Genomic DNA, 23,519 nt, shown 5'->3' on the forward strand with positions numbered 1-23,519 from the left:
AACACTCTCTTACAAAGTTCAGAGCGGAGAAAGTCTCCACTCTGACTTTTGCCTATTCGACGTGGCGATCGCGGTTTTTTGGAGTCTGCCCTGGCGACTAAAATTCGCGGCTATGGGAACTCCAAGAAATAAATTATCTAATTTTGTGGGGTGGGCAACATGAGCGCCCAGTCTATAGGGCGGGCGAGACGCCCACCCCACAAGAGTTAATTGGATATTTTTTTATTTGGAAGTCCCTATACAAACAAAAGCTACCGATCCTGGGTTTCAAATTCTTTGAGTTTGTGTAGCCGCGATTTCTAATCGCCTGGTATATTTGCTTTCGTTGAGATAGTCCCTCTGGAATCTCTAGTGCCGAATTGGAATTGCAATCACAAACTCTGTTCCCTGTCCTAGTTTTGAGTAACATTCCAATTTACCAGCATGTTTTTCGGTAATGATTTGATAACTAATAGACATTCCCATACCTGTTCCCTTACCCACAGGTTTGGTGGTAAAAAATGGATTAAAAACCTGTTTTTCAACTTTTTCTGGCATCCCTAAACCATTGTCAGCGATGGCAATTTTTACCCAATTAGAATCAATTAATGCGGTCTGAATGGTAATTGTGGGTAGAGAAATTTCATTGTCTGTTCTTTCTTCTAAGGCATCAATAGCATTTGTCAAAATATTCATAAACACCTGATTTAGTTGTCCGGCGTAGCATTCTATTAAAGGTAAGTATGTGTAGTTTTTGCTCACATGAATTTCCGGAAAATCTGGCTTTTCTTTAAGACGATGTTGCAAAATCATTAAAGTACTATCTATGCTTTCGTGAATGTCCACTGCTTTAAATTCGGCTTCATCCATGCGCGAGAAGGTACGCAGCGACAGGACAATCTGACGGATGCGTTGAGTGCCGACTTTCATTGAATTTAAGATTTTGGGTAAATCTGCTTGGATGAACTCTAAGTCAATTTCCTCACATAAAGATGCTCTTAACGTTCCCGCAGGGTAGCAACTGCCGTTGTGAAATTCAGCAACGTTACTGGATTGATAGAGGTGAACTAGTCGTAATAAATCTTGGGTATGTTCTTCAAGATGGCTGAGATTACCGTGGATAAAATTGACAGGGTTGTTGATTTCATGGGCAACTCCGGCAACGAGTTGGCCTAGACTAGACATTTTTTCTGCCTGAATCATTTGTGCTTGGGTGTGTTGGAGTTCTTGAAGAGTTTGGGCTAAATCTTCTGCTTGTTGTCTAAGTTGGGCTTCGATTTGTTGGCGATCGCGGATGTCACGGGCTATGGTTGAGAAGAATTCGACTTCGCCCTGTTGATTTTTATGGGCGATCAGTACTTGGGAAACTGGAAACTCTTCACCATTGCGACAGCGAAATATACATTCTCCAGACCAAATTCCTTCTCGAATTAGGGTAGGTATAATCTGATTCTGGAATTCCTCTAATATCGATAGTCCTACAACCTCGCTAATATGAAACTTGTTAGTTTCTGAGGCGGGAATATCTAAAATCTTTTGCCCTGCTTTGTTTAGGTAGCAATTATTTCCGGCTGCATCAGCCATAACCACAATGTCAGTTGTGGCTTCTAAAATAGTTAGTAGTCTTCTTTGCTCTTGTTCTGCTTGTTTACGCTCGCTAATATCTCGCACTACAGAAAGAGCATGGGGTTTGCCATTGTAGTTCAAAAGTTTGCCTGTAACTTCTATATCAAGGTAAGTACCATCTTTGCGGATGTCTACAGCCTGAGTGTGAAATTCATCTCCTTTTTGAATTGATTTGATAAATTTCCCGAATATATGCAAATAATCGGGATGGATGAAATCTGTAGGAATTAATTGCAAAAATTCTGCTTGAGAATAACCATGCATTTGATAAAAAGCCGGATTAGCAGCAACAACTTTACCAGTATCTAAATCAATAACACTGATGCCATCATTCACAGTCTCAAAAATGTTGCGATAGCGAGCTTCTTGTTGAATTAGGGCTGCTTCCGCTGCTTTGCGTAAGAGAAGCTCATTGTAGACATCGCTAATATCTCTCGCTACACAAACAACAGTGTCCTCGCTCATTGGCGAAATACTCGCCTCAAACCAAACTTCGCGATCGCCAATGGGCAAACTATATTCGATTTTGACAGCTTTCTTGGTTTTTAGTGCCTGTTGAATACAGCCGAGAAAAGAGTCTGCAAAAGCAGAAGGAAAAACTTCGTGGATGGTTTTGCCTAGTAGTTCTGCTGGTGGTTGGTACATTAAAGGCGCGCCGCTAGGAGCAATTTTTAGATAGCGTCCTTCGGCATCAAGGATAAGAATTACATCTTGTATGGCGTTAAACAATGCCAGTAATTCGGCTAATTCTGCTTGGCGATCGCTTTGTAATAGTTGTTTTGATTCTTCGAGTTTTTGTTCTAGTTGAGTGATTCTTGCACTGAATTCACTGGTGGATTTTGCTAATTGCTTCTGTAATTCAGCATTTTGCTGACGAAGAAAGAGTATTTCATGTTCTAGTTCTTCAGTATACATGACTTGTTTCTCCCTCTTACTGTCGAACTGGAATTAAGATTACATGCAGCTTCACAAAAAAATGGTATAAGGTATGAGATAGTGCGATCGCTATTTGTAAAAACTCTTGTAAACACCCGATGCCCCGTGTTTGGTTGCGATCGAAATAATCTTTTAGAGAAATTCCACCAAAATCTTTCATTACCATCGCTACAGGTAATGAGTCAGTTTCTCGATACCCTTGATAAACTATGGTTCTCGAACCATTGTAGATTTCTTCACTGACCTGGTATCCAGGAATAGTCACACGAGTACTGAACATACTGCTAAATTCTAGTGATTTCTAAATTTATTGTTCCCAAATCAGTAACGGCAGTTTAATGTTAATTGGTAAATATTACTGTGGTTTAACTTTAGATTAGTCATTAGCACCAATGACTAATAGACATCTCCGAAAAAGAATGTAGAGACGTAGCAGTGCTACGTCTCTACAAGGTTTCTGGGTAACGCATATTTAATTTCTGGAGATGACTAATGACTAATGACTAATGACTAAATCGGCGGGCGGCTCCCGGCATAGGTGTCAACTTAAGCTGGAAACAGCTGATCTGTTAGCTTCCATGCCCGCCAGGGAATAAATTTCCGGGCTTTTAGCTTAAGTCTACTTCAGTAGACTGGAGATTTTTAGCCATATTTAGTCATCTTCAGATGACTTTAGCTATGAGATGGGAATTTCAATTCTCGGCGGAAAAGCGGTTTCACGTTAAGTTGACACCAATGGCAAGATGCCCACCCCACAAAATTGGATAATTATTTCTTGGAGTTCCTTAATGCAAGCCAATGCATTCACAATGCAAGCTGACGCATTCACAATGCAAGCCGATGCATTCACAATGCAAGCCGATGCATTCACAATGCAAGCTAACGCATTCACAATGCAAGCCGATGCATTCACAATGCAAGCCGACGCATTCACATTGTCGGGTATTGCTAAATTTAATTCGCTACGAATTAATCAAATGCTGTACTAAATATATAGGAATCATATTTGATTTTTGAACAAAACTCAGTACACTTTTATTCCTTCTTCCCAGTCCCCAGTCCCCAGTCCCTTACCTCTATGAGTGATTCAGAAATCAAAGACGCTCGATAGCGCAGCGTTAGCGACGCAGGAGCGTCTGACTCGCTACCGCTTCGCTATCGGATTGCTATAGCTTTGCGTTTTTAGTCTTATGGAATACAGGTCTTTAGTTGAGCGCAATTTCTGATAAAACAGATGTTGTTCTTAATCTACTGGGGCAAAATAGAAAACATGACGATTGAATCCAATTCCTCTAATCTACCAACCCCAGAACCAAGACCCGAAAACGATTCGCAACCAAATGACTTTGACGGTAGTGCAACTGAGAAGAACCTTAATTCAGAAGTATTAGCGTCACAACAAGCACTAGCGGCGATCGCGTCTTTAAAATCTCCCCAATATACAACTGCATTACAACAAGCTCGTTCAGAAGTCAAGCACCCTACTACCAAACAATTCATAGTTAAGCCCAGGGCATTGCTGATTACTCTAATTGCGATCGCCATCACCTTTATTGGAATTATCCTGAATAACTGGATCGTCGGCATTATCGGAACGCTGATGGCTTTGCTGTTATCCCTGGCGATATTATTACCTTGGTTCCAAGAAGTTTTAGACGAGTGGTTTTCACCCCAAGAACGCACCCTGTTTGTAGCCTTTTTGGGACTAATAGTAGCCATCATCGGCTTGATCAGATTCACAGGTGTAGGCGATCGCTTGCTTGTTTTAGGCCGCCAAATTAACTGGGATATTTCTGGAACCCTAGCAGAATGGTTTGGCGCTTTGGGACAAATTCTCATCGCCATCATTGCCGTTTACGTGGCGTGGCGACAATATGTCATTTCTAAAGATTTGACAATTCAGCAAAACCTGCTGACAGTTCAGCAAAATATTATCACCCAGCAACAGACCATTGATTCCTATTTCCAAGGCGTTTCCGACTTAGTATTAGACGAAGAAGGATTATTAGAAGATTGGCCCCAAGAAAGAGCGATCGCGGAAGGGCGCACTGCGGCAATTTTGAGTAGTGTCGATGGTAGTGGGAAAGCGAAAATTCTCCGGTTTCTCTCACGTTCCAAGTTGCTTTCACCCCTACAACGCGATGGCCGATTAGGCCGAGCCATTCTTGATGGGAGTGGCGGATATGCAGAAGACCGCCTTGAAGGTGTGCGAGTCATTGATTTAGGCGTAATGCTAGCCGCCGCAGACCTTTCTGGCACTGATTTGCGTTGGACTGATTTGAGCGAAGCTAATCTTGTCCGCGCTAATCTGGCCGGTTGTGACTTAGTAAAAGCCAATCTCTCCCGCACAATTTTATATAATGCTAATCTTAGTGGTGCTGACCTGAACGGGATTCGCCTATTCTACGGTGTACTGGAAAAAGCATCACCCCGCAGTCGCACTGAACCACCAGATTATGAAACCGGCGAACACACTGGCGCTGTAGTGGAAAATGCCGATTTGACGAATGTGCAACGGATGTCTGAATCTGCACGTTGCTACTGTTGCACTTGGGGTGGCGAAAAAACTAGAGGTACTATTCCTGGTGGTTGTGAAGGTATTCCTAATAAGTTGGGAAGATAATTATACCAAGTTCAATACAGTTCAGAATGAGCAACAAAACACTTGTAGAGACGGCGATTTATCGCGTCTCGAAAACTATTCTAATAAAGGCGGATAGTTTCGCAAATTTATGTAACCTGCCTTTATTTGATCCAATAGCTGCTTTTCTAAACTTGTCAGTTCTGGTAGGTCATCTTGCCACTCTCGAAAGAATTCTTCCGAATCAACTAACTCTAATCCATAGAGCAATATTAGTTGCTCAAGTGTGACGTTTTCCGCAAGCAAGAGTTTGAACCATAATGTTAATCAAGGAGTAGAAAAATCTACCAGTTTAGTAATTCTCGCCTTCAGGTAGGGTGAGAATTTCAACGCCGTCTTCAGTTACAGCTAAGGTATGCTCACATTGAGCAGAAAGTTTGCGATCGCGCGTTACCGCAGTCCACTTATCGCTGAGAACTTCGACTTCGTAAGTACCTTCATTAATCATTGGCTCAATGGTAAAAACCATCCCCGGTCTGAGGCGCTTGCCCTTCCCGCGTGTGCCATAGTGGGGAACATCGGGTGCAGTATGGAAAATGTTACTGATGCCATGTCCAACGAAATCTCGCACCACAGAAAAGCCTTCTGCTTCAGCATACTCTTGAATAGCTGCACCAATATCGCCAATGCGTGCCCCTGGTTTAACTTCAGCAATACCCAGACGCAGACACTCCTCTGTCACCTCTACCAACTTCCTCGTTTTTGGAGAAGGAGTACCAACAAAAAATGTCTTAGATGTATCGCCGTGATAACCCTCAACGATTGGCGTGACATCGATATTAATGATGTCACCTTCTTTCAGAATTTGCTTGGCATTGGGAATGCCATGACAAATTACCTCATTTACACTAGTGCAAATCGATTTCGGATAACCTTTATAACCAAGGGGAGCGCTTTTTGCTCCATGCGCTTGAGTCCAGCGTTCGGCCTCATCATTTAGTTCAAGAGTGCTAACCCCTGGCTTCACGAACGGTTCTAGATGCTGGAGAAGTTTAGCAGCTAAACGCCCAGCTTGCCGCATTTTCTCTATTTCTCGTTGGGATAAAATAACAATTAGTTCGGTTTTCATTAACTTTTATCTAGAAATCTTTCATAAACATAGTTAACCCTGTCTGTGCAGCTCTTTGGGCAGCATCAGCAACCTTTAGAGTATATAAGCTCTCCTCTGGGGTAACGTACAAAGGAGTGGCATCAAAAAGATGGTCTAACACCATACTCGTGTCTTTGGCAAACAAACCCCGGCGAGGGCCAACCTCTATAGGTGTTGTTTCCCCTGGCTGGATGAAAATTCCGGTGTCGCCATCAAAAATCAAACCACCTTTTTCGCCGTGAACTTCAAACTTGCGTTCTGATTGCCAAAGACTTTCACCTTTGCCATACACTACTTGGGCTAAAAGTCCACTGTTAAAGCACAGTTCACTAGTGCAGAAACAGGTTTGGTAGTATTCCGGTTCTATTTCCCAATATCGCTGGTGACAGTTAACTGTAAATACTTTACCAAATAAATCTGTGAGACGATGTAGGCGAGACAAAGCACCAATTAAGGGAAAGCCGAAAAACTCGTGGTTATAAGTCCATTTGCGGGGTGCAGGATTTTGGGGATTGATGGTGCTGTAGCGAACATAAAACACTTCGCCAATTTTGTCTAAGTTTTGCTTCAAGGCTTGATGCAAACCACCCAAAAGTTCCAGATGTTCCACATGCAGAAGTTTTTGTTTTGCTTTGGCTAAAGCAATCAGTTCCTCAGCCTCAACTACATCTAACGAAAGAGGATACTCTACAATCACATGTTTGTCGTTGGTAAGTGCTGCATGTGCGATCGCACCATGATCTCGATTAATCGTAGAGATCGCCACTAGGTCTATATCTTCACGTTCTACTAGCTCTTGCCAAGAACTCAATGTTTCAATTTGGTACTCTTTAGCAAAGGCTTCGGTTTTTTCCTTTGTATGACCAACAACTGCGACTAAGTGCGATCGCTCATCGTGGAGCAATGCCTCAGCCCGAAACTTTGCCGCATACCCAGTACCGATCAAACCTACACGCACTTTTGCTTTTTCCGAAGCAGCTTTTGAATTATACATGATCCTCACTAGTTCTGTTTTTGATCGTCTCACGCTTCTAGTGGTAAGATTCTCTCTTTATGGGGTTCACCAGTCTAGACTCTACAACATTCGTCCGAACCCCTCAAGCACGTATGAGACTTTATTTTCAAAAGAAAGCCCCCTTTTGAGGGCAGAGCTAACGTGATGCACAATATACAAAATTTGTCAAGACAATGAACAGAAAAATTTTGGAAAAAGTTACCGCGTTAGCTTGCTTTCGTCGGGGTATGCGATCGCTATGGGACTGACAAATAAAAAAATATTCAATTAACTCTTGTGGGGTGGGCGTCTCGCCCGCCCTATAGACTGGGCGGGCAAGATGCCCACCCCACAATATTGGATAATTTATTTCTTGGAGTTCCCTATGATAATTGTCTAATCAGATTAGAAAATGAAACAGCCCCGCTTTTTAGAGGAGTTGGAGGATCTGTTCTGCGTAAGTCCTACAAGATCCAGGTAACATTAATATTGCTCATGTCTTTTATATATAAAATAAATTTTTCTTATTGCAACCTGACTAAGGTCGAAAATAACATAAATAAAACTTATCGGGATTAAGTAACTAAATTTCATTACTAATCGGGTTCAATTTCCAGTCACATCGTTTAATTTTTCTCGTAGTATCAGAATTGAAGCAAATTTAAACCAACGGCTAATCCCACAGAACAGCCGTGACCTTTGCCTTAAGATAACTTATACTGCCGTTTACAAAAGAGAGGATTACTCAATGCCAAGTTATAAAGTGACACTAATCAACGAAGCCGAAGGGCTGAACCAAACACTTGACGTTGATGATGATGTCTATATTCTAGACGCGGCTGAAGAAGCTGGTCTTGACCTGCCCTACTCTTGCCGCGCTGGTGCTTGCTCTACCTGTGCAGGTAAAATCATCAAGGGTACTGTCGATCAAGGCGATCAGTCATTCTTAGACGATGAGCAAATCGAAAAAGGATATGTACTGACTTGTGTCGCTTACCCAACCTCTGACGTAACAATCGAAACTCACAAAGAAGAAGACCTTTACTAAGAACTAAGCAACTCAACCATAAACCTCTTGCAAGAGTTACCAATGTTGAAAAAATATAAGTATGGCATCTAGGGCCAACACACTTGCAATGCTGTGTGTATCTCTAAAAGCGACTTTGATAAAAAGCCTAGTTCTGTCTTGGGCAGGAACACAGTAAATGTTGTGTTCCTGCTTAATTTTTTACAGTAATTTTGAGGTATTTAGATCGCGATTGAGACGGGGAGTTATACCAATTCTGTATGAAGATGCGCTAAACCATGTTGAAGTACAAGAAAGGAAAACGAACCGCAAAGGACGCATTCGCGCAGCGTCTCGTCAGAGAAGGACACAAAGTAAAGAAAGAAGTTAAAAGGGTTTGGCGCAGCCTCACAAAGAAATGGTATTAGGGTAATTCAATTACTTGAAAATCAGTATACTATGGAATTCCCTCGTACTTAGTGCTTAAACTCGGTGCGGATAGTTTAAAGCTTAATTTCTTTACTGAGAATTTTAATCTGAGTACCAGGATAGTAGAATTGGAGAATTTTTGGACTTGACCAACCTAGTTTTGCTAAATTTTGAGCGCCAGTTTGACTCAAGCCGACTCCATGTCCTAACCCACCACCAATAAAAGCATATCCCCAAAGTTCTGCCTTGCCTTTGTTTAGGGGTTCTATGTAAAAAAGCGTACTTACGGGAGCGGCAAAGGCACTGCGAACTTCATCTTTATGCAGAACAAAGGTGCTGCGATCGGTTTTAACCGCAAGTTCAAGGATACGTCCACTCTGGCTTCGCTTCACAACTGCCATAGCCTGAATGGTCTTAAATTTTGCATAAGGACTGTTTTTCACCTGCCAAAATTTCTGCAAGTCTTTGATAATATCCTGTAAAGGGGTTTCCTTATGCCAACGAAACATATCCCACTTGCTTTCATTAAATCCTTGTTGCATATTGATAAATTTTTGGAAGTTCTTTTCATCTGCTAAACTCTGCTTAGATAAGTTCCAAAAATTAGTCGGAGCATCCAGTATAGGGCGGAGATAGGGACGATCGTCACCATTCCAGATATCGCTGAAGGAGGCGGTGACACCACCAGTGGTGGAAGAATACAGAGCGTCTACTAGTTCATTTTTATAAGTTAATACTTTACCCCTGGTTGAGGCGATCGCTTGGTCTGTTTTGGCAGCCGCTCCCTTCAGCCCATAATAAACTTGGCAGTGAGTATCAGCACACAACTGATAATTATCTGCGGCAAACCTGCGTAAATTTCTCAAGGCATAAGTCCGGGCGAGAATTGCTTGGGCTTCTAGGGCTGCTGTTGGTGCTTCCGTACCTATTTCATAAGGTACAACCCCACGCAAATAAGTTTCTAAGGGTACTTGATTAACTAGAGTGTATGTGCCATAAGCATTTGGCTGCAAATTCAATCGACCAGCATAAAGACGAGCAAACTCTGGTTTTTCGCTTTTATTCACCCGAATCAAGTTTTGATCGGTGCTAATTTCCAAGTCATTTGGGCTATAGCGATTACCATCCACTACCCAACTGACTCGCGGCACTTGTTTTAAAACTTTAGTGTCAAGATATACTTTATCTTTAGTAGAAGCTTGGATGTTCTGCAATAACAAGCGTCGCAATAAAGGAGTGCTGTAAACATCTCGTTTCGCCCAAACCTGCCAGCGTTCTGGCTGGGCTATTTCCACTTCCATTCCCAGAGAACGCCATTTATTAGCACTATCTTCCGCATTTTCAAAAGTGCGGTATGTGCCTAAAACTACCACTTCTTCGACTGCTGACTGGGGCAAAGCTTCCATGACTGTTTCCAGCTTTACAGGGTTTTTAGTAAACAGGATTTGCTGCTTGTTGCCCACTTGGAATTTTAGCTTTAAGCGATCGCCTTTTATGGGTTCCAGTTGCAGCTTGGCTGTGGCTTCGGCGCCAAATCGCTGCACAATCCCAATTTTCAGTTCTATATCCTGGATATTGCTCTCTGGTCCTGATGCCGCAGTCAGTCCCAATAGACAAAATGTTGTCAGCAAAGTGTAGGGAAAACACCAAAATGAAAATTTCATGACCACCTGATAGCATTCGCGCAGTGTCTCCAAGAGTTGCGATCGCGAGTAATCTTTCGCGTTGGCGGAGCCTCTCGTAGAGAGCGTTTTCTGCCCCTTAATGTGTCGTTGGAGCTTATTTTCCAATTGCTTTGTAGCGCGGTTTTTTTGTCGCATGAATGCTCCAATGATACCATTACCAATTTTGCCCCAGATATTAGTTGCAAAACGAAGTCATAATGACTATGATTTATTTAGAGACAAAAAACAGAACTAGTTGGATAAACTCTTTATGGTTAAAGTCCAAGAAATTCCATTAAATCAGATAAAACGGCCATTGCCTCGTACAAACGATCCAAATAAAGTGCAAGCCTTAATGGAATCGATTGCGGAGATTGGGCAGCAAGAACCTATTGATGTCCTAGAAGTAGATGGACAATATTATGGCTTTTCTGGTTGCCATCGGTATGAAGCTTGCCAGCGTTTAGGCAAAGAAACCGTTTTAGCCAGAGTTCGTAAAGCACCCCGTAGCGTTTTGAAAATGCACTTAGCATAGACAATGGGGATTGGGGACTGGGGACTGGGGACTGGGGACTGGGGACTAGGAATTAAGGGCTTAATTTTCTTGCCAATCCCCAATGCCCAATTCCCAACCCCAAATTACATATAACCTAATTAGGAGAAAATTATGTCATCGAAAGTAACAGTTAAAAATGTAAATATCGGCATTGACGAGGCGAGTAGGGCTAAAATTGCTGACGGTTTATCTCATCTGTTGGCTGACACTTATACACTGTATCTGAAAACTCATAATTTTCATTGGAATGTAACGGGGCCGATGTTTCAAACGTTGCATCTGATGTTTGAGACTCAGTATACAGAATTAGCTTTAGCAGTGGATTTAATAGCCGAGAGAATTAGAGCGCTTGGCTATCCCGCACCAGGAACCTACAGCGAATACGCCAAACTAAGTTCGATTCCAGAAACTCTTGGAGTTCCTAAAGCTGTGGAAATGATCCGCTTGCTAGTGGAAGGACAAGAAGCCGTAGTCAGAACTGCACGGTCTATTTTCCCTGTGCTAGAAGAAGTTAACGACGAACCTACCGCCGATTTATTGACTCAGAGGATGCAGGTACACGAAAAGACAGCTTGGATGTTGAGAAGTTTACTGGAAGAATAGGAATTAGGGACTGGGGAGTGGGGACTAGGGACTAGGGACTAGGGACTGGGTACTAAGAACTAGGTACTGGGTACGAATGGCACTAAGTTAAGATATAGCCCTTGCGCTGACTGGTTCCTAGCCTCCAGGCTGGGAACCCATTCTGGGAGGCTCCGCCTCCTCTTTCTTGACCAGAGGCGGAGCCTCTCGGAATACATTCACAAGCCTCCAGGCTGGGAACGAGGCTACACAAGCTTTTGGGCTTTTATTAGTGCCATTCGTACTAGGTACTAACAAATAAAGACTTAATTTTTTTGCCAGTCACCAGTCCCCAATCCCCAGTCACCAGTCACCAATCCCCAATCCCCAATCCCCAATGCCCCATTCCCAAAAGTTGCAAGATTTAATGCAACAGGTAGGTATTTCTAGTTTTAAAGCGCTGAGTCGCGCTGCTGGTGTCTCAGAGCGTCAAATTTTGCGATTACGTCAGGGAAAGCTAGAGCAGATGCGGGTAGATGTGCTGCTCAAGCTGTCGTCAGTGCTACAGATGTCATTAAGTGAATTAATCGCAACTTTTTCAACCGTAGATTTATTACAAGAGAAAACAGCACCTATCCAGGAATTGTTACAAGAAATTACAGATTTAAGAAGAGAGTACGATCGCTCTCAACTTCAATTAGAACAACAGCGAGAAATATTACTACAAGAACTCCAGCAGTCAACCTTGCAACTGCTGGAGTCTTTATTATTGCAATGGCCAACAGCAGCACAGAAAGCGCAGGAGAATCCACAGCTAGCAGCAATCAAAATAGTCCCATTGGTACAGAAACCCCTGGAAAAGCTTTTGCAAGCGTGGGGAGTGGAAGCGATCGCACCCGTGGGAGCAGAATTACCTTATGACCCTCAACTTCACCAATTGATGGAGGGAACAGCACAACCTGGAGAAATAGTCAAGGTACGTTACACTGGCTACCTTCAAGGTGAGAAGTTGCTTTACAGAGCGAAAGTGAGTCCTGTTTGAGGTAGTTAGAGACGCGATTAATCACGTCTGTACAGGATTTGTGTTGTCTGTTGAGAAATATATAGATATTGGGAATACTAAAAATAGCAGGGGCGATCGCCTTAGAGAACTTCTGTTAGACAGGTGGTGTAGATTCAAGCTTGCTTGGCGCTGTTGAAATCAAAGCTGTTGGCTCTAGAGGGGTAATCCAGAGGTAAATTATTTCAATAATGTAAGTAATTGGACATAAATAAACGTAGATCCTAGTTACTATCATAAATACTCAGTAGTCAACAAAGGATTATATCTACTAAATGATTATGATGTGAAACCTCGATATTTGAGTATTTTTGCTTGTAGTTTTAATTGAGCGGTAGGGACTGGGAAAATTTTGTGGGTGATGCAGATCCGCTTACCCAAGCAAAGAAACGCCTTTGCTAGACTCGGTTTAACTGCGCGTAGGCGTAGCCCAACCTAGACATCGCTCTAACTGATTGAATTTTGAATCGTTTAATGACGGCTATCATGATGAAATTTATTGGAGAATCTTAGGTTTGGCAAAAATATTTGGTAAATAATCCGAAAAGCAGCAACCTCAGCTTGAAGAACAGTATATATTTACATCCATGATATGCAGGTAAGTTGGTGTTAAAAATTAACAGAGTATGCCATAGCATGCCGAAATCTAAAATTACCGAACAGCTTATAAATCTGTGGCCGCAACCTTTTTACAAAACTAAACATACATGAGTTTTACTATGCTGACTTACTTGCATGGTTTATTTATAATTGCTATCTTCCTAGTAAGAAAACAATATTTAATGTAAAACAAGATGGCTTTTAGTATTACATAAAAGTAGATCAAAATACTTATATTAATCTTGATCTATACTGATTAATAACCAATGATTACTCTATATTTAATTTTAGATTTTATTTTACAAGCATTTTTAAATGTTCTATAATGGCGAAATCAGAGAATTATTTACACAAATCAGAGTGACATAATTATGAGAGAACAAGTAAAAGTTATTAAGCTCAGTGGTAATTTGAACGCCACAACTTCACAAGAATTTCGACAAAATATCACTGATATTCTAGAGAAGGGTGCGAAAATCGTGTTAGTTGATTTTAAAGATGTAACATTTATGGATAGTTCCGGTTTGGGAGCTTTAGTATTAGCTTTTAAAACCTTGCGTGCAGCAGATACTAAACTTGTTCTCTGCTCAATTAATGAGCAAGTCAGGATATTATTTGAACTGACTAATATGGATAAAGTATTTGAAATATTCCCTAGTCAAGATGCATTTAATCAAGTTTTAGTTTCCAATACTTAATTAATCAAACTTCATTTGCAAAATAGATAAATCATCATCAAAAGCATCTTTGGAGTTCAGAGCAATTAAATAACTCAGTACGCGCTCGAGTTGGTTATCAACTGAATCTTGTAAGCTAACTAATAGCTGAATAAAAGCATCCAAACTCCAAAGTGTGCCATCTGATTTAGTGATTTCATAAGCACCATCACTAAAAATATAAAGGCTACTAAATTTTTCAATATTCCAAGATGCATCAACATATTTTGCCTCTGGAAACATCCCAACTGGCATACCGGGAGTTTTCAAGAGTTTAACTTCAGATATTCTTGGAGATGTGCCGGTTACTAAAACTGCTGGTGGATGGCCTGCGCTAGCATAAATTAACTGGCGGTTGATTCGGTTGTAAACTCCATACCAAATCGTAAAATATTTATCATTTTGATAATTCATTTGAAAAGTATCATTCAAAGCCCTCAATACATCACTAGGTTGATAGTAATTCAGACCTTTGAGCGCACGGGAACGCAGCAAATTCAGCACTGAAACAGAGGGAAGAGTAGCTTTCAATCCATGTCCGGCGGTATCGAGTAAGTAAATTGCGAGATAATGATCATCGAGCCAATAGTAATCGAAACAGTCACCGCCGAGTTGTCGTGAGGGAATGAACCGGAAATTTATCTTAAAGGGTTCGGTCATGGAAAGAGGTAGCAGCGATCGCACATAGTCTGCTGCTTCTGACATTTCTGATTCTAAAAGCAACTTTTGATCCTGCAAATCTCTACTCAACTGATGCAGGCGTAATCCTGCTCTTACCCGTGCTTGTAATTCATTATGCTCAATAGGTTTGGAGATAAAATCATCAGCACCAGCATCTAGACCTTTGACGCAATCAGCAACGGAATCTAAGGATGTTAATAAAATAAAGAATGTGGTGGAAAATTTGGGGTCTGTCTTAATGCGCTGACAAACTTCTAGTCCAGTCAAACCTGGCATGATCCAATCACAAATAATTAGTGCTGGACGATAAGCTAGTGCTTTTTCTATTCCTTCATCGCCGCTACTGGCAGTCACTACCTCATAACCTTGTTTTTCCAAAATCCTTTTTAGGAGTATTTTTATTGAATAGTCGTCATCAATTATTAGTATTTGAAACATATAAAGTTGTGGGAAAAACTCATTAATAATTTGCTATCAAAATAGAAAATAAAAAAATGCTATGAGCTAATAAGCTAGTAATATCAATATGGGAATGCTACTATAGCACTTATTGTTTGTATGCAATAGACTTTAACCTCACTTCCATTCCTCTCTCTTAAAAGCATAGAGGCTTTGAATCTTTATCCCCAACCCTAGTAAGGAGTTGGGGGTTATGTTTCTATTAGACTCAACCCAGAAGCATTAGAAATCGTTTTTATTTACCTATAGAATTTATAACTGTCAAACAGTCATAAATTCTATGGTGCTGCCAAAGGATTTAGCCATAAGAGGATGTTGCTTTTTAGCTGGTTTAAGTCGCGGTATGCTTCTTGCTTAAACCATTGCCCTAAAGCGTCAAAAGGGGTAAAAGACGTTCCAGTTTGCCATTTAATATCTTGACCTAGAGGTGTTGTATGAGTTCCTGGTAACGTTTGTGCTGTCACCATCTCATCAAAACGTTCTTGTAAGATTTTGGTTAAAGCTGCCGATTGATCAATGTTGTCATTACTAAATTTTATTAATAAATTGCGCCGGACATTGTAACGTTCTTGGACAAGCTTGTTAGTTTCCAACGGTGAGGGAGTAAACTCGATGGCAAAAGTAGACTTGAATTGTTCTACTAGGGGGATCGCTTCGTTAGCGGCGTAGTTGTTGAAGGATATTAAAATATTGCCTGCGCGTTCTACTTTAAAGAGGCTACCAATCAGCAAGTGAAGTTTACAGCCCATGCTATGTCCAACGCCATAGATGGGGAAATAAAGCTTGCGTAATGCCCCAGAATCCTGTAAGCGTTCGAGGGTGCGGTCAAAGTTTAACAGTACGGATTTGGCGATCGCAGTATGATCCAATGTATTAACGAAAGGCGTAGCAATTACAACATAACCTTTACTTGCCAATTGTTCGAGTAACCAGCGATAAGTAATGTGCGGTGCAGTGGCGACAAATGCACCTCCTAAAAAATGAACGATACCTATGGGATTTCGGGGAATAATTACCCAGTTCCCTCTAATTTCTTTCCAGTCCATGTAGATAAGCGATCGCTTTATGAATATTCTTTATGTTAGATCGGTGATTGCAACCCTGGGAAGGATTCTGGCAAAAACCATTGATAATGTCTGTGAGTAGGTTGGAAACCAACCCACCTGAGTGCTTTTTAAATTCCCATTACAAAACCTAATTACGTTAGCGAGTATTCGTACCCCTACGGGGAAGCAAGTTACGCACAGCGTCTCTTAGAGAGCCTGATTACGAATTATCTTAACGCTGAGTCTGTAATCTTTTCATTTCGTGTTGCACATCTAATGCAATTTGTAATGCTTCATTGAGTAACCTTCCATGTTCAGTAGCTTGTTCAGTTACTTGCATAGCTGTTAAAGTTGCTAAATTGTTGACGAATAGTTCTGTATTGCTCAGAATAAAGTTCTTATTTTCCCTCAAAATTCTTTCTGTCTTCAAAGCGCGAACTAAATCAGCTTTGGTGAGTTTAAGCGCTTCAATCACACTTTCTCTTTCCTTTATAACCACTTCTGGATTACCAGCTTCTTCGATTTGGTCATTGATATCTATTACTCTAATAACAGTATTATATTTATTAACATCATTTAATAGGATGTGAAGAGATTTTGTCATATTATTTTTGACAACTTTACTTCTACTTTTCCAGATTAAATATAAGATAGTTTGTGTAAATCCGCTAACCCAAAGACCTAAGATAATTAATAATATCCAAGATGGAATTGTTATCCACGTCACAAAAATTTTAACAATTAAATCAAATAGAATATATACAAAAACAAATGTAGAAAATCCGATAAAAACTACAGTTGCCCCTTCAGAACTTTTCAGCTTTTGTATATATATCCTTGCGAATCTATTGAGAGTATTTGTAATGATTAAAAGTTCCTCATTAACAGGTAAATTAGTCAGTTTTTGCAAATCATCTTGACTAATTTCCAAGCCCTTTAAATCATCCTGCACAGCTTTTTAACCTTTGCCAGAATAGTTATTTAGTCTAATATAGCAATCAAATTTCTAGAATGCTGGCATTTTGTCCGAACTTTTTCACGCGAGTTAATACTGGTAGGCAATATCAAGATTTTTTGTACAATATGATACTCTTTTACTAAGACAACTATTTATAGCATGGCAATCTTGAATAACTTGTGATAAATAAGATCCCCGACTTCTTTAAGAAGTCGGGGATCTGCAAGTTGCAATTATGACAAATCAATAGTATTACAATGATAAATAATTGTGCCTCACTTGTTACACTAACTTTGCTTGGAAGAAGATTGTTTATGTTTTGAAATACCACGCTGAGGATTTAAAAATGGGGGGATGGGACAGTCTAACGTCATAGCGATCGCTCTGAGTAAATCTGCCTCTGAAGGAGTAACTTTATTATCTAATAGTACCGTGTGGGCGCAAGCATCAGCAATAGCCTGTTTGAGTTTAGGAGTAGCAAGACGGAGATCCCCCTGCCCCTTTTCCTCTTGCTGACTCAATCTGCCTTCTGGAGTCGATAATTATGCAATCATTTTGCAGTAAAATTAATCGTCAAGATAGAGGAGGGCTTTGAGATGACTCGTGTCATCATTGTGCGCCACGGTCAAAGTGGTTATAATACCGAGCGGCGTATCCAAGGACGCACTGACGCGTCAACATTAACCGAAAAAGGTCGTAACGATGCCAGTAAAGTAGGCAAAGCCCTCAGCAATATCTTATTTAATGCAATTTATAGCAGTCCTTTGCAACGAGCAAAGCACACGGCAGATATTATCCATAGTGAGTTAGCTAATCATGCTGAACAATCTGCTGCAATCCAAGTTTCTAATTTACTGTTAGAAATCGACCTGCCTTTATGGGAAGCACTGCTGACTTCTGAAGTCAAGCAGAAATTTGCCGAAGACTACCGCACTTGGCATCAACGCCCAGACGAACTGCGGATGCTGCTTAATGATGCCCAAGGGACAAGAGAACATTTTCCCGTTCTTGCTTTATACGAACAAGCAAGGCAGTTTTGGCGAGAAACTTTGTCTCACCATCAAGGCGAAACTATTCTGATTGTGGGACATAACGGAATTAATCGCGCCCTGATTAGCACAGCACTAGGAATTTCTCCCAGTCGCTATCACTCAATACAGCAATCTAACTGTGGCATCACTGTATTAAATTTTGCTGGGGGATTGGGCGAACCAGTCCAGCTAGAATCCTTAAATCAGACGCAACACACCGGAGAATCTTTACCCTCTTTGCGACCGGATCATCAAGGAGTACGATTGTTGCTGGTTCGTCACGGTGAAACCGACTGGAATCGCCAAACCAGGTTTCAAGGACAAATTGATGTCCCTCTCAACGACAACGGTAGACAACAGTCGCAAAAAGCAGGCGAATTTCTCCAAGAGGTAGCGATTGATTTTGCGGTAAGTAGCACAATGTTACGCCCTAAAGAAACAGCAGAGATTATTTTAAAACAACATCCGAATGTAAAGTTAGAGTTGCAAGGTGGTTTAAGAGAAATCAGTCATGGACTTTGGGAAGGAAAATTAGAAACAGAGATAGAGCAAGAGTTTCCGGGAGAGTTGCAACGTTGGCGGCTAGTACCAGCCGAAGTGCAAATGCCCGAAGGAGAAAATTTGCAACAGGTGTGGGAACGCAGTGTTGTTGCTTGGCAATCAATTGTACAAGCCGCATTAAATAATGAATTCAAAACTGTTTTAGTAGTAGCTCATGACGCTACTAACAAAACTTTGCTTTGTCACATTCTAGGCTTATCGCTGGAAAATTTCTGGAATTTTCGTCAGGGTAATGGCGCAGTCAGCGTTATTGACTATCCTTCTGGAATCGATGGTTTACCAGTCTTGCAAGCGATGAACATCACCACTCACTTGGGTGGAGGCGTACTAGATAAAACAGCTGCGGGAGCGTTGTGATTGAGTGCTGAGTGCTGAGTGCTGAGTGAGGAGTGAGGAGTGAGGAGTGAGGAGTGAGGAGTTAGGAGTTAGGAGTGAGGAGTGAGGAGTGAGGAGTTAGGAGTTAGGAGTGAAAAATTATGAGTTAGGAATAAAGTTAAAAATGATCAGCAAGGAACAAATAACTGGTAAATCTTAACTCATAACTTGTAACTTCTAACTCCTAACTTTATTTTTAACTCCTAACTAAAAAAAATTATGATAGAACTGCTGCAAAAAGTACGGGTGATTGATCCGGTTTCTGAAATCGATGAACTCTTTGATGTACTGATTACTGATGGTTATATCAAAGTAGTAGCTTCGCACGTTTCTGATATTAGTTCCGATACTAAAATTAGAGATTGTCAGGGATTAGTTCTTGGGCCTGGGTTGGTAGATTTGTATAGCCACTCTGGGGAACCTGGTTTTGAAGAACGGGAAACTATTTCGTCTTTTTTACAAGCTGCTGCTGCTGGTGGCTTTACCAGAGTTAGCATTTTACCCGATACATCCCCAGCTATTGATAACCCTGCACTTGTGGCACAGTTGCAGCAGAAGAGAGCAGAGGGGCAGAGGGGCAGAGGGGCAGAGGGGAATTTATCTCCCCTGCACCCCGGCTCCCCTGCTCCCCTGCTTCATATCTGGGGCGCTATCACCCTAGATGTTGCTGGAAAGCAAATGACGGAATTGGCAGATTTAGCGGCGGCTGGTGTTGTTGGTTTTACGGATGGTAAGCCGTTAGAAAATTTGGCGTTGGTGCGAGGAGTATTAGAGTATCTCCAGCCGTTGGGGAAACCAGTAGCGTTTTGGCCTAGCGATCGCCAATTAACAGCAAATGGTGTAATGAGAGAAGGCTCAGATGCTCTCCGTTTCGGTTTACCTCCAATACCCGCCAGTGCTGAAACAACTGCGATCGCAGCTATGCTTGAATTAGTTGCAGCAATTGGTACACCAATCCATATTATGCGCGTTTCCACCGCTCGCAGCGTGGAATTAATCGCCTCGGCTAAGGCGGCTGGTTTACCAATCACCGCCAGCACCACCTGGATGCACCTTTTACTGGATACAAAAGCAGTTAAGAGTTATCACACTAGCTTGCATTTAGACCCGCCTTTAGGTAATCCTCGTGATGTGGTGGCGTTGCGTGCTGGAGTACGTGCAGGTGTGATTGATGCGATCGCTATTGACCACACACCCTACAGCTACGAAGAAAAAGTCCAAGCCTTTGCCGAAGCACCAGCCGGGGCAATTGGTTTGGAGTTAGCATTACCTTTGCTGTGGCAATATCTCGTTGAAACTAAAGAATTTACAGCTTTAGAATTATGGCGAGCATTGAGTACCAGTCCAGCAGAGTGTTTAGGGCAGAAAGTAAGTGCGATTCTACCTCATCAACCAGCAGAACTTACTTTATTTAATCCCCAACAAACCTGGAAAGTCGAACGGAAAAGTCTTTATACACTTTCACAAAATACACCTTGGTTAGGACAACAGTTAAAGGGTCGTGTTGTGCAAACTTGGTGCTGAAATAATTTGTAATTCGTAATGACGCTCGTTCCGACGCTCCTACGTCGCTAACGCTGCGCTATCGCTACGCTAACGTAATTCGTAATTCTACTTTTATGACTCCAGTAGAATAGAAATAAAGTTTATAATAATTACGCTGATTAAGCAGAATTGCCCATGACCTCTTCTAAACGCCAATATCACATCACTACTTTCGGTTGTCAGATGAATAAAGCTGACTCAGAGCGCATGGCTGGCGTTTTGGAAGAAATGGGCTTTGAGTGGTGCCAAGACCCAAATAACGCAGATGTAATTCTCTACAATACCTGCACAATTCGGGATAATGCGGAACAAAAGGTATATTCTTACCTGGGTAGACAAGCAAAGCGCAAACATGAACAGCCAGATTTAACCCTCATCGTGGCTGGTTGTGTTGCCCAGCAAGAAGGAGAAGCGCTGTTGCGGCGAGTGCCAGAATTAGATTTGGTAATGGGGCCACAACATGCCAACCGCCTGAAAGATTTGCTGGAGTCGGTGTTTGAAGGCAACCAAGTTGTCGCAACTGAGCCAGTTCACATTATTGAAGATATTACCCAACCGCGACGAGATAGCAAAGTAACTGCTTGGGTAAATGTGATTTACGGCTGTAACGAACGCTGTACCTATTGCGTAGTTCCCAATGTGCGCGGTGTCGAACAATCTCGCACACCGTCAGCTATCCGGGCTGAAATGGCAGAATTAGGACGGCAAGGTTATAAAGAAATTACTCTACTCGGTCAAAATATTGATGCTTACGGTAGAGATTTACCTGGAGTGACATCAGAAGGTAGGCATCTGAACAACTTTACAGATTTGCTTTATTACGTCCATGATGTGCCGGGGATTGAAAGGCTAAGATTTGCGACTAGTCACCCCCGTTATTTTACTGAGAGATTAATTCAGGCTTGTGCTGAATTGCCCAAGGTGTGTAAACACTTTCACATTCCCTTTCAATCTGGGGATAATGAACTTTTAAAGGCGATGGCACGGGGTTATACCCATGAGAAATATCGCCGGATTATCGATACCATTCGGCGGTATATGCCAGATGCCTCCATTAGTGCTGATGCCATTGTCGGTTTTCCTGGTGAGACAGAAGCACAGTTTGAAAATACCCTCAAATTGGTGGAAGATATTGGCTTTGATATGTTGAATACAGCAGCATATTCACCACGTCCAGGGACACCAGCTGCTTTGTGGGACAATCAGCTGAGTGAAGAAATAAAAAGCGATCGCCTCCAACGGCTCAATCATTTAGGAAACTTGAAAGTAGCAGAGCGATCGCAACGTTACTTTGGACGCATTGAAGAAGTTTTAGTAGAAGACCAAAATCCTAAAGATCAAACCCAGGTGATGGGGCGCACTGGTGGTAATCGTTTGACCTTCTTTAGCGGCAACATCAAAGAACTCCAAGGGCAATTAGTGAAGGTAAAAATTACCGAAGTTCGCCCTTTTAGTTTGACGGGTGAACCAGTTGAAGTGAGGCAAACCGTTTTGCAGTCATAACTAGTTGACATGCCTCTTTAAGATTGGCAAATATTCCTAGACTTACCAATTAGGCATAGCCAAAATTTCAGCTAATTTAGGATTTGGTTCGGCTTTAGCTGCTGCGGTCAATTTCTGCATAGCTTGAGCCACTTCAGGATTAGCTTTAGCAGCTGATTCCACCTCTAGTACAGCTTTTTGATAATCAAATAGTTGCTCTGGTGCTTTCTCGATCGCTGCTACAGTATGGGAAGACTGTTTTTTCAGCGTGACGAGAAACTTGCCAGTCTTATCCACTAAAGACTCTGTGACGAATAGCACTAAGAAAAGCCCAAAGGCTTGTGTCACCTCGTTCCCAGCCTGGAGGCTGGGAATGTATTTAAAAGAGGCTCTGCCTCTCGTCAAGCTACTGGAGGCGTAGCCTCCCAGAATGGGTTCTCAGCCTGGAGGCTAGGAACCAGTCAGAGCAAGGGCTGTATCTTTTCTTAGTGCCATTCGACTCTGTGACCTTTTCGGTTGTTTTTTCTAAGGCTTTGGTGGGTATTATAGTGCCAACAGCGATCGCAGCAGTAGTTAAAGGTTCCATGTGCTACTTTGATTGACTATGTGTATCCTATTTACTTATTAACATAACTCACCCTACTGGCTCTAAGCATAAAATTACGGTTTCATCAACAAGAACATGTTTTTCATCAACAAAAACATGTTTTTCATCAACAAGAACATGTCTTTCATTAACAAGAACATGTCTTTCATCAACAAAAACATGTCTTTCATTAACAAGAACATGTCTTTCATCAACAAAAACATGTCTTTCATCAACAAAAACATCATTTTTATGACAAATACTGAGTCTCTACTTATACTAATGACTAATTTATGAGGATTTTACTGAACTAGGATACAGCTTTAGTAAGGCAAACTAGCTCTAAAGCAGAATAAAAGGGATACATTTATGCCTGGGAAGCAACGTACATATCGCGTTTTAGAAAAAGCTGAATTAAGAGCGGCGGGACTTAAAGCAATTGATCCCAGTATGGATTTTGGGGATGAGCGCAATTTGCAAAATATGACACAACTAATTGAGCAGTACCGCAGCAAAATAGATGCTTATAATACTGCTCTAGCCGTGATTGATTCTTCTAGAACTGAGATGGATCAATTGGACAAAACTTTAAGCGATCTAACCGAAAAAATGCTGATTGGGGTTGCTTTTAAATACGGCAAAGATAGCCGGGAATATGAAATGGCGGGTGCTGTTCGCAAAAGCGATCGCATCCGTAAAAGCACAGCAACACGCTTGAGAGCAACTTCAGAGGAAGCAGCTACTAAGAGTGATAAAACTGCATAAAAATTGCTTTCAGATTAAAGTCTGGGGCTACTGAAACAAATCGGGCTAAAAACAAGCCTTTAGGCATGAATCAGAGTTATACAAAGTAGGGCAACAAGTACTAATTACTGTCGTGCTTTTATTTTGGATTATTTTATTGTCTAGAACAACAATCAAAGCTAAACCTTAGTGA

The 23,519-nt window shown here is 41.5% G+C and carries 22 protein-coding genes and 1 pseudogene; 11 read left to right on the forward strand and 12 right to left on the reverse strand.

Annotation, left to right across the window (positions count from 1 at the left end; genetic code table 11):
• Window positions 1–348: 348 nt before the first annotated feature.
• Window positions 349–2,520, reverse strand: coding sequence for a PAS domain-containing sensor histidine kinase (locus tag V7K76_RS13005; protein ID WP_334776266.1), 2,172 nt, complete (start codon window positions 2,518–2,520; stop codon window positions 349–351).
• A 67-nt stretch (window positions 2,521–2,587) separates the two neighbouring features.
• Window positions 2,588–2,821: pseudogene (locus V7K76_RS13010) on the reverse strand (hypothetical protein); the annotation flags it as partial.
• A gap of 463 nt (window positions 2,822–3,284) precedes the next feature.
• On the opposite strand from V7K76_RS13010, the gene V7K76_RS13015 reads away from it, so the two are divergent.
• Entirely contained in the window at window positions 3,285–3,530 is a 246-nt protein-coding gene (locus V7K76_RS13015; RefSeq protein ID WP_335029806.1) for a hypothetical protein, read from the forward strand.
• Window positions 3,531–3,811: 281 nt separating this feature from the next.
• Window positions 3,812–5,164 (forward strand): pentapeptide repeat-containing protein, encoded by a 1,353-nt coding sequence (locus tag V7K76_RS13020; RefSeq protein WP_334776263.1) that lies wholly within the window; start codon window positions 3,812–3,814, stop codon window positions 5,162–5,164.
• Between the two features lie 75 nt (window positions 5,165–5,239).
• On the opposite strand, the gene V7K76_RS13025 is transcribed toward V7K76_RS13020, so the two are convergent.
• The 3 genes from V7K76_RS13025 to V7K76_RS13035 are packed head-to-tail and all read right to left on the reverse strand — an operon-like array spanning window position 5,240 to window position 7,266.
• Entirely contained in the window at window positions 5,240–5,428 is a 189-nt protein-coding gene (locus tag V7K76_RS13025) for a hypothetical protein (RefSeq protein ID WP_334776262.1), read from the reverse strand.
• Between the two features lie 46 nt (window positions 5,429–5,474).
• The gene (gene map, locus V7K76_RS13030) at window positions 5,475–6,251 is read right to left on the reverse strand and encodes a type I methionyl aminopeptidase (protein WP_334776261.1); all 777 of its coding nucleotides are present in this window, start codon (window positions 6,249–6,251) and stop codon (window positions 5,475–5,477) included.
• Window positions 6,252–6,261: 10 nt separating this feature from the next.
• Complete coding sequence (locus V7K76_RS13035; RefSeq protein WP_334776260.1) at window positions 6,262–7,266, reverse strand: Gfo/Idh/MocA family protein; 1,005 nt, start codon at window positions 7,264–7,266, stop codon at window positions 6,262–6,264.
• A 748-nt stretch (window positions 7,267–8,014) separates the two neighbouring features.
• Here V7K76_RS13035 and V7K76_RS13040 point away from each other — a divergent pair.
• Entirely contained in the window at window positions 8,015–8,314 is a 300-nt protein-coding gene (locus V7K76_RS13040; RefSeq protein WP_334776259.1) for a ferredoxin, read from the forward strand.
• 461 nt (window positions 8,315–8,775) lie between these two features.
• On the opposite strand, the gene V7K76_RS13045 is transcribed toward V7K76_RS13040, so the two are convergent.
• Window positions 8,776–10,365, reverse strand: a complete 1,590-nt coding sequence (locus V7K76_RS13045) for a SpoIID/LytB domain-containing protein (protein ID WP_334776291.1) — start codon at window positions 10,363–10,365, stop codon at window positions 8,776–8,778.
• Window positions 10,366–10,636: 271 nt separating this feature from the next.
• Here V7K76_RS13045 and V7K76_RS13050 point away from each other — a divergent pair, with 271 nt between their 5' ends.
• The 4 genes from V7K76_RS13050 (at window position 10,637) to V7K76_RS13065 (ending at window position 13,840) form a co-directional block, all read left to right on the forward strand.
• On the forward strand, window positions 10,637–10,900 hold the full coding sequence (locus V7K76_RS13050) for a ParB N-terminal domain-containing protein (RefSeq protein ID WP_104907642.1): 264 nt from the start codon (window positions 10,637–10,639) through the stop codon (window positions 10,898–10,900).
• A gap of 132 nt (window positions 10,901–11,032) precedes the next feature.
• The gene (locus tag V7K76_RS13055; protein WP_334776258.1) at window positions 11,033–11,524 is read left to right on the forward strand and encodes a Dps family protein; all 492 of its coding nucleotides are present in this window, start codon (window positions 11,033–11,035) and stop codon (window positions 11,522–11,524) included.
• Window positions 11,525–11,879: 355 nt separating this feature from the next.
• Window positions 11,880–12,524, forward strand: a complete 645-nt coding sequence (gene grpE / locus V7K76_RS13060; RefSeq protein WP_334953307.1) for a nucleotide exchange factor GrpE — start codon at window positions 11,880–11,882, stop codon at window positions 12,522–12,524.
• 989 nt (window positions 12,525–13,513) lie between these two features.
• Window positions 13,514–13,840 carry an STAS domain-containing protein gene (locus tag V7K76_RS13065; RefSeq protein WP_179065806.1) on the forward strand — a complete coding sequence of 109 codons (327 nt, stop codon included), beginning with the start codon at window positions 13,514–13,516 and terminating at the stop codon, window positions 13,838–13,840.
• Here the strand turns inward: V7K76_RS13065 and V7K76_RS13070 are convergent, their stop codons facing one another.
• The 4 genes from V7K76_RS13070 to V7K76_RS13085 all read right to left on the reverse strand — a co-directional run bounded on the left by V7K76_RS13070 (window position 13,841) and on the right by V7K76_RS13085 (window position 17,523).
• On the reverse strand, window positions 13,841–14,977 hold the full coding sequence (locus V7K76_RS13070) for a PP2C family protein-serine/threonine phosphatase (RefSeq protein WP_334776256.1): 1,137 nt from the start codon (window positions 14,975–14,977) through the stop codon (window positions 13,841–13,843). It lies immediately after the preceding gene.
• A 299-nt stretch (window positions 14,978–15,276) separates the two neighbouring features.
• Window positions 15,277–16,044 carry a DUF1350 family protein gene (locus tag V7K76_RS13075; protein WP_334776255.1) on the reverse strand — a complete coding sequence of 256 codons (768 nt, stop codon included), beginning with the start codon at window positions 16,042–16,044 and terminating at the stop codon, window positions 15,277–15,279.
• A 232-nt stretch (window positions 16,045–16,276) separates the two neighbouring features.
• A complete protein-coding gene (locus V7K76_RS13080; RefSeq protein WP_334776254.1) occupies window positions 16,277–16,996 on the reverse strand; it encodes a hypothetical protein in 720 nt (239 codons plus the stop codon).
• A 293-nt stretch (window positions 16,997–17,289) separates the two neighbouring features.
• A complete protein-coding gene (locus tag V7K76_RS13085; RefSeq protein ID WP_334776253.1) occupies window positions 17,290–17,523 on the reverse strand; it encodes a hypothetical protein in 234 nt (77 codons plus the stop codon).
• A gap of 75 nt (window positions 17,524–17,598) precedes the next feature.
• On the opposite strand from V7K76_RS13085, the gene V7K76_RS13090 reads away from it, so the two are divergent.
• The 3 genes from V7K76_RS13090 to miaB all read left to right on the forward strand — a co-directional run bounded on the left by V7K76_RS13090 (window position 17,599) and on the right by miaB (window position 22,017).
• Complete coding sequence (locus V7K76_RS13090; RefSeq protein WP_334776252.1) at window positions 17,599–18,951, forward strand: histidine phosphatase family protein; 1,353 nt, start codon at window positions 17,599–17,601, stop codon at window positions 18,949–18,951.
• A 234-nt stretch (window positions 18,952–19,185) separates the two neighbouring features.
• Window positions 19,186–20,493, forward strand: a complete 1,308-nt coding sequence (locus V7K76_RS13095) for a dihydroorotase (protein WP_442936243.1) — start codon at window positions 19,186–19,188, stop codon at window positions 20,491–20,493.
• 156 nt (window positions 20,494–20,649) lie between these two features.
• Window positions 20,650–22,017, forward strand: a complete 1,368-nt coding sequence (miaB, locus tag V7K76_RS13100; protein ID WP_334776250.1) for a tRNA (N6-isopentenyl adenosine(37)-C2)-methylthiotransferase MiaB — start codon at window positions 20,650–20,652, stop codon at window positions 22,015–22,017.
• Window positions 22,018–22,059: 42 nt separating this feature from the next.
• On the opposite strand, the gene V7K76_RS13105 is transcribed toward miaB, so the two are convergent.
• Together V7K76_RS13105 and V7K76_RS13110 are read right to left on the reverse strand one after the other, a co-directional pair.
• Window positions 22,060–22,344 (reverse strand): hypothetical protein, encoded by a 285-nt coding sequence (locus tag V7K76_RS13105; RefSeq protein WP_334776249.1) that lies wholly within the window; start codon window positions 22,342–22,344, stop codon window positions 22,060–22,062.
• Window positions 22,345–22,402: 58 nt separating this feature from the next.
• Window positions 22,403–22,582, reverse strand: a complete 180-nt coding sequence (locus V7K76_RS13110; protein ID WP_334776248.1) for a hypothetical protein — start codon at window positions 22,580–22,582, stop codon at window positions 22,403–22,405.
• Window positions 22,583–22,951: 369 nt separating this feature from the next.
• Here V7K76_RS13110 and V7K76_RS13115 point away from each other — a divergent pair, with 369 nt between their 5' ends.
• Window positions 22,952–23,347: a hypothetical protein gene (locus V7K76_RS13115; protein WP_334776247.1), complete on the forward strand. Its 396-nt coding sequence runs from the start codon at window positions 22,952–22,954 to the stop codon at window positions 23,345–23,347.
• Window positions 23,348–23,519 lie beyond the last annotated feature (172 nt).

The organism is Nostoc sp., assembly GCF_036917975.1.
GTDB lineage: Bacteria > Cyanobacteriota > Cyanobacteriia > Cyanobacteriales > Nostocaceae > Nostoc.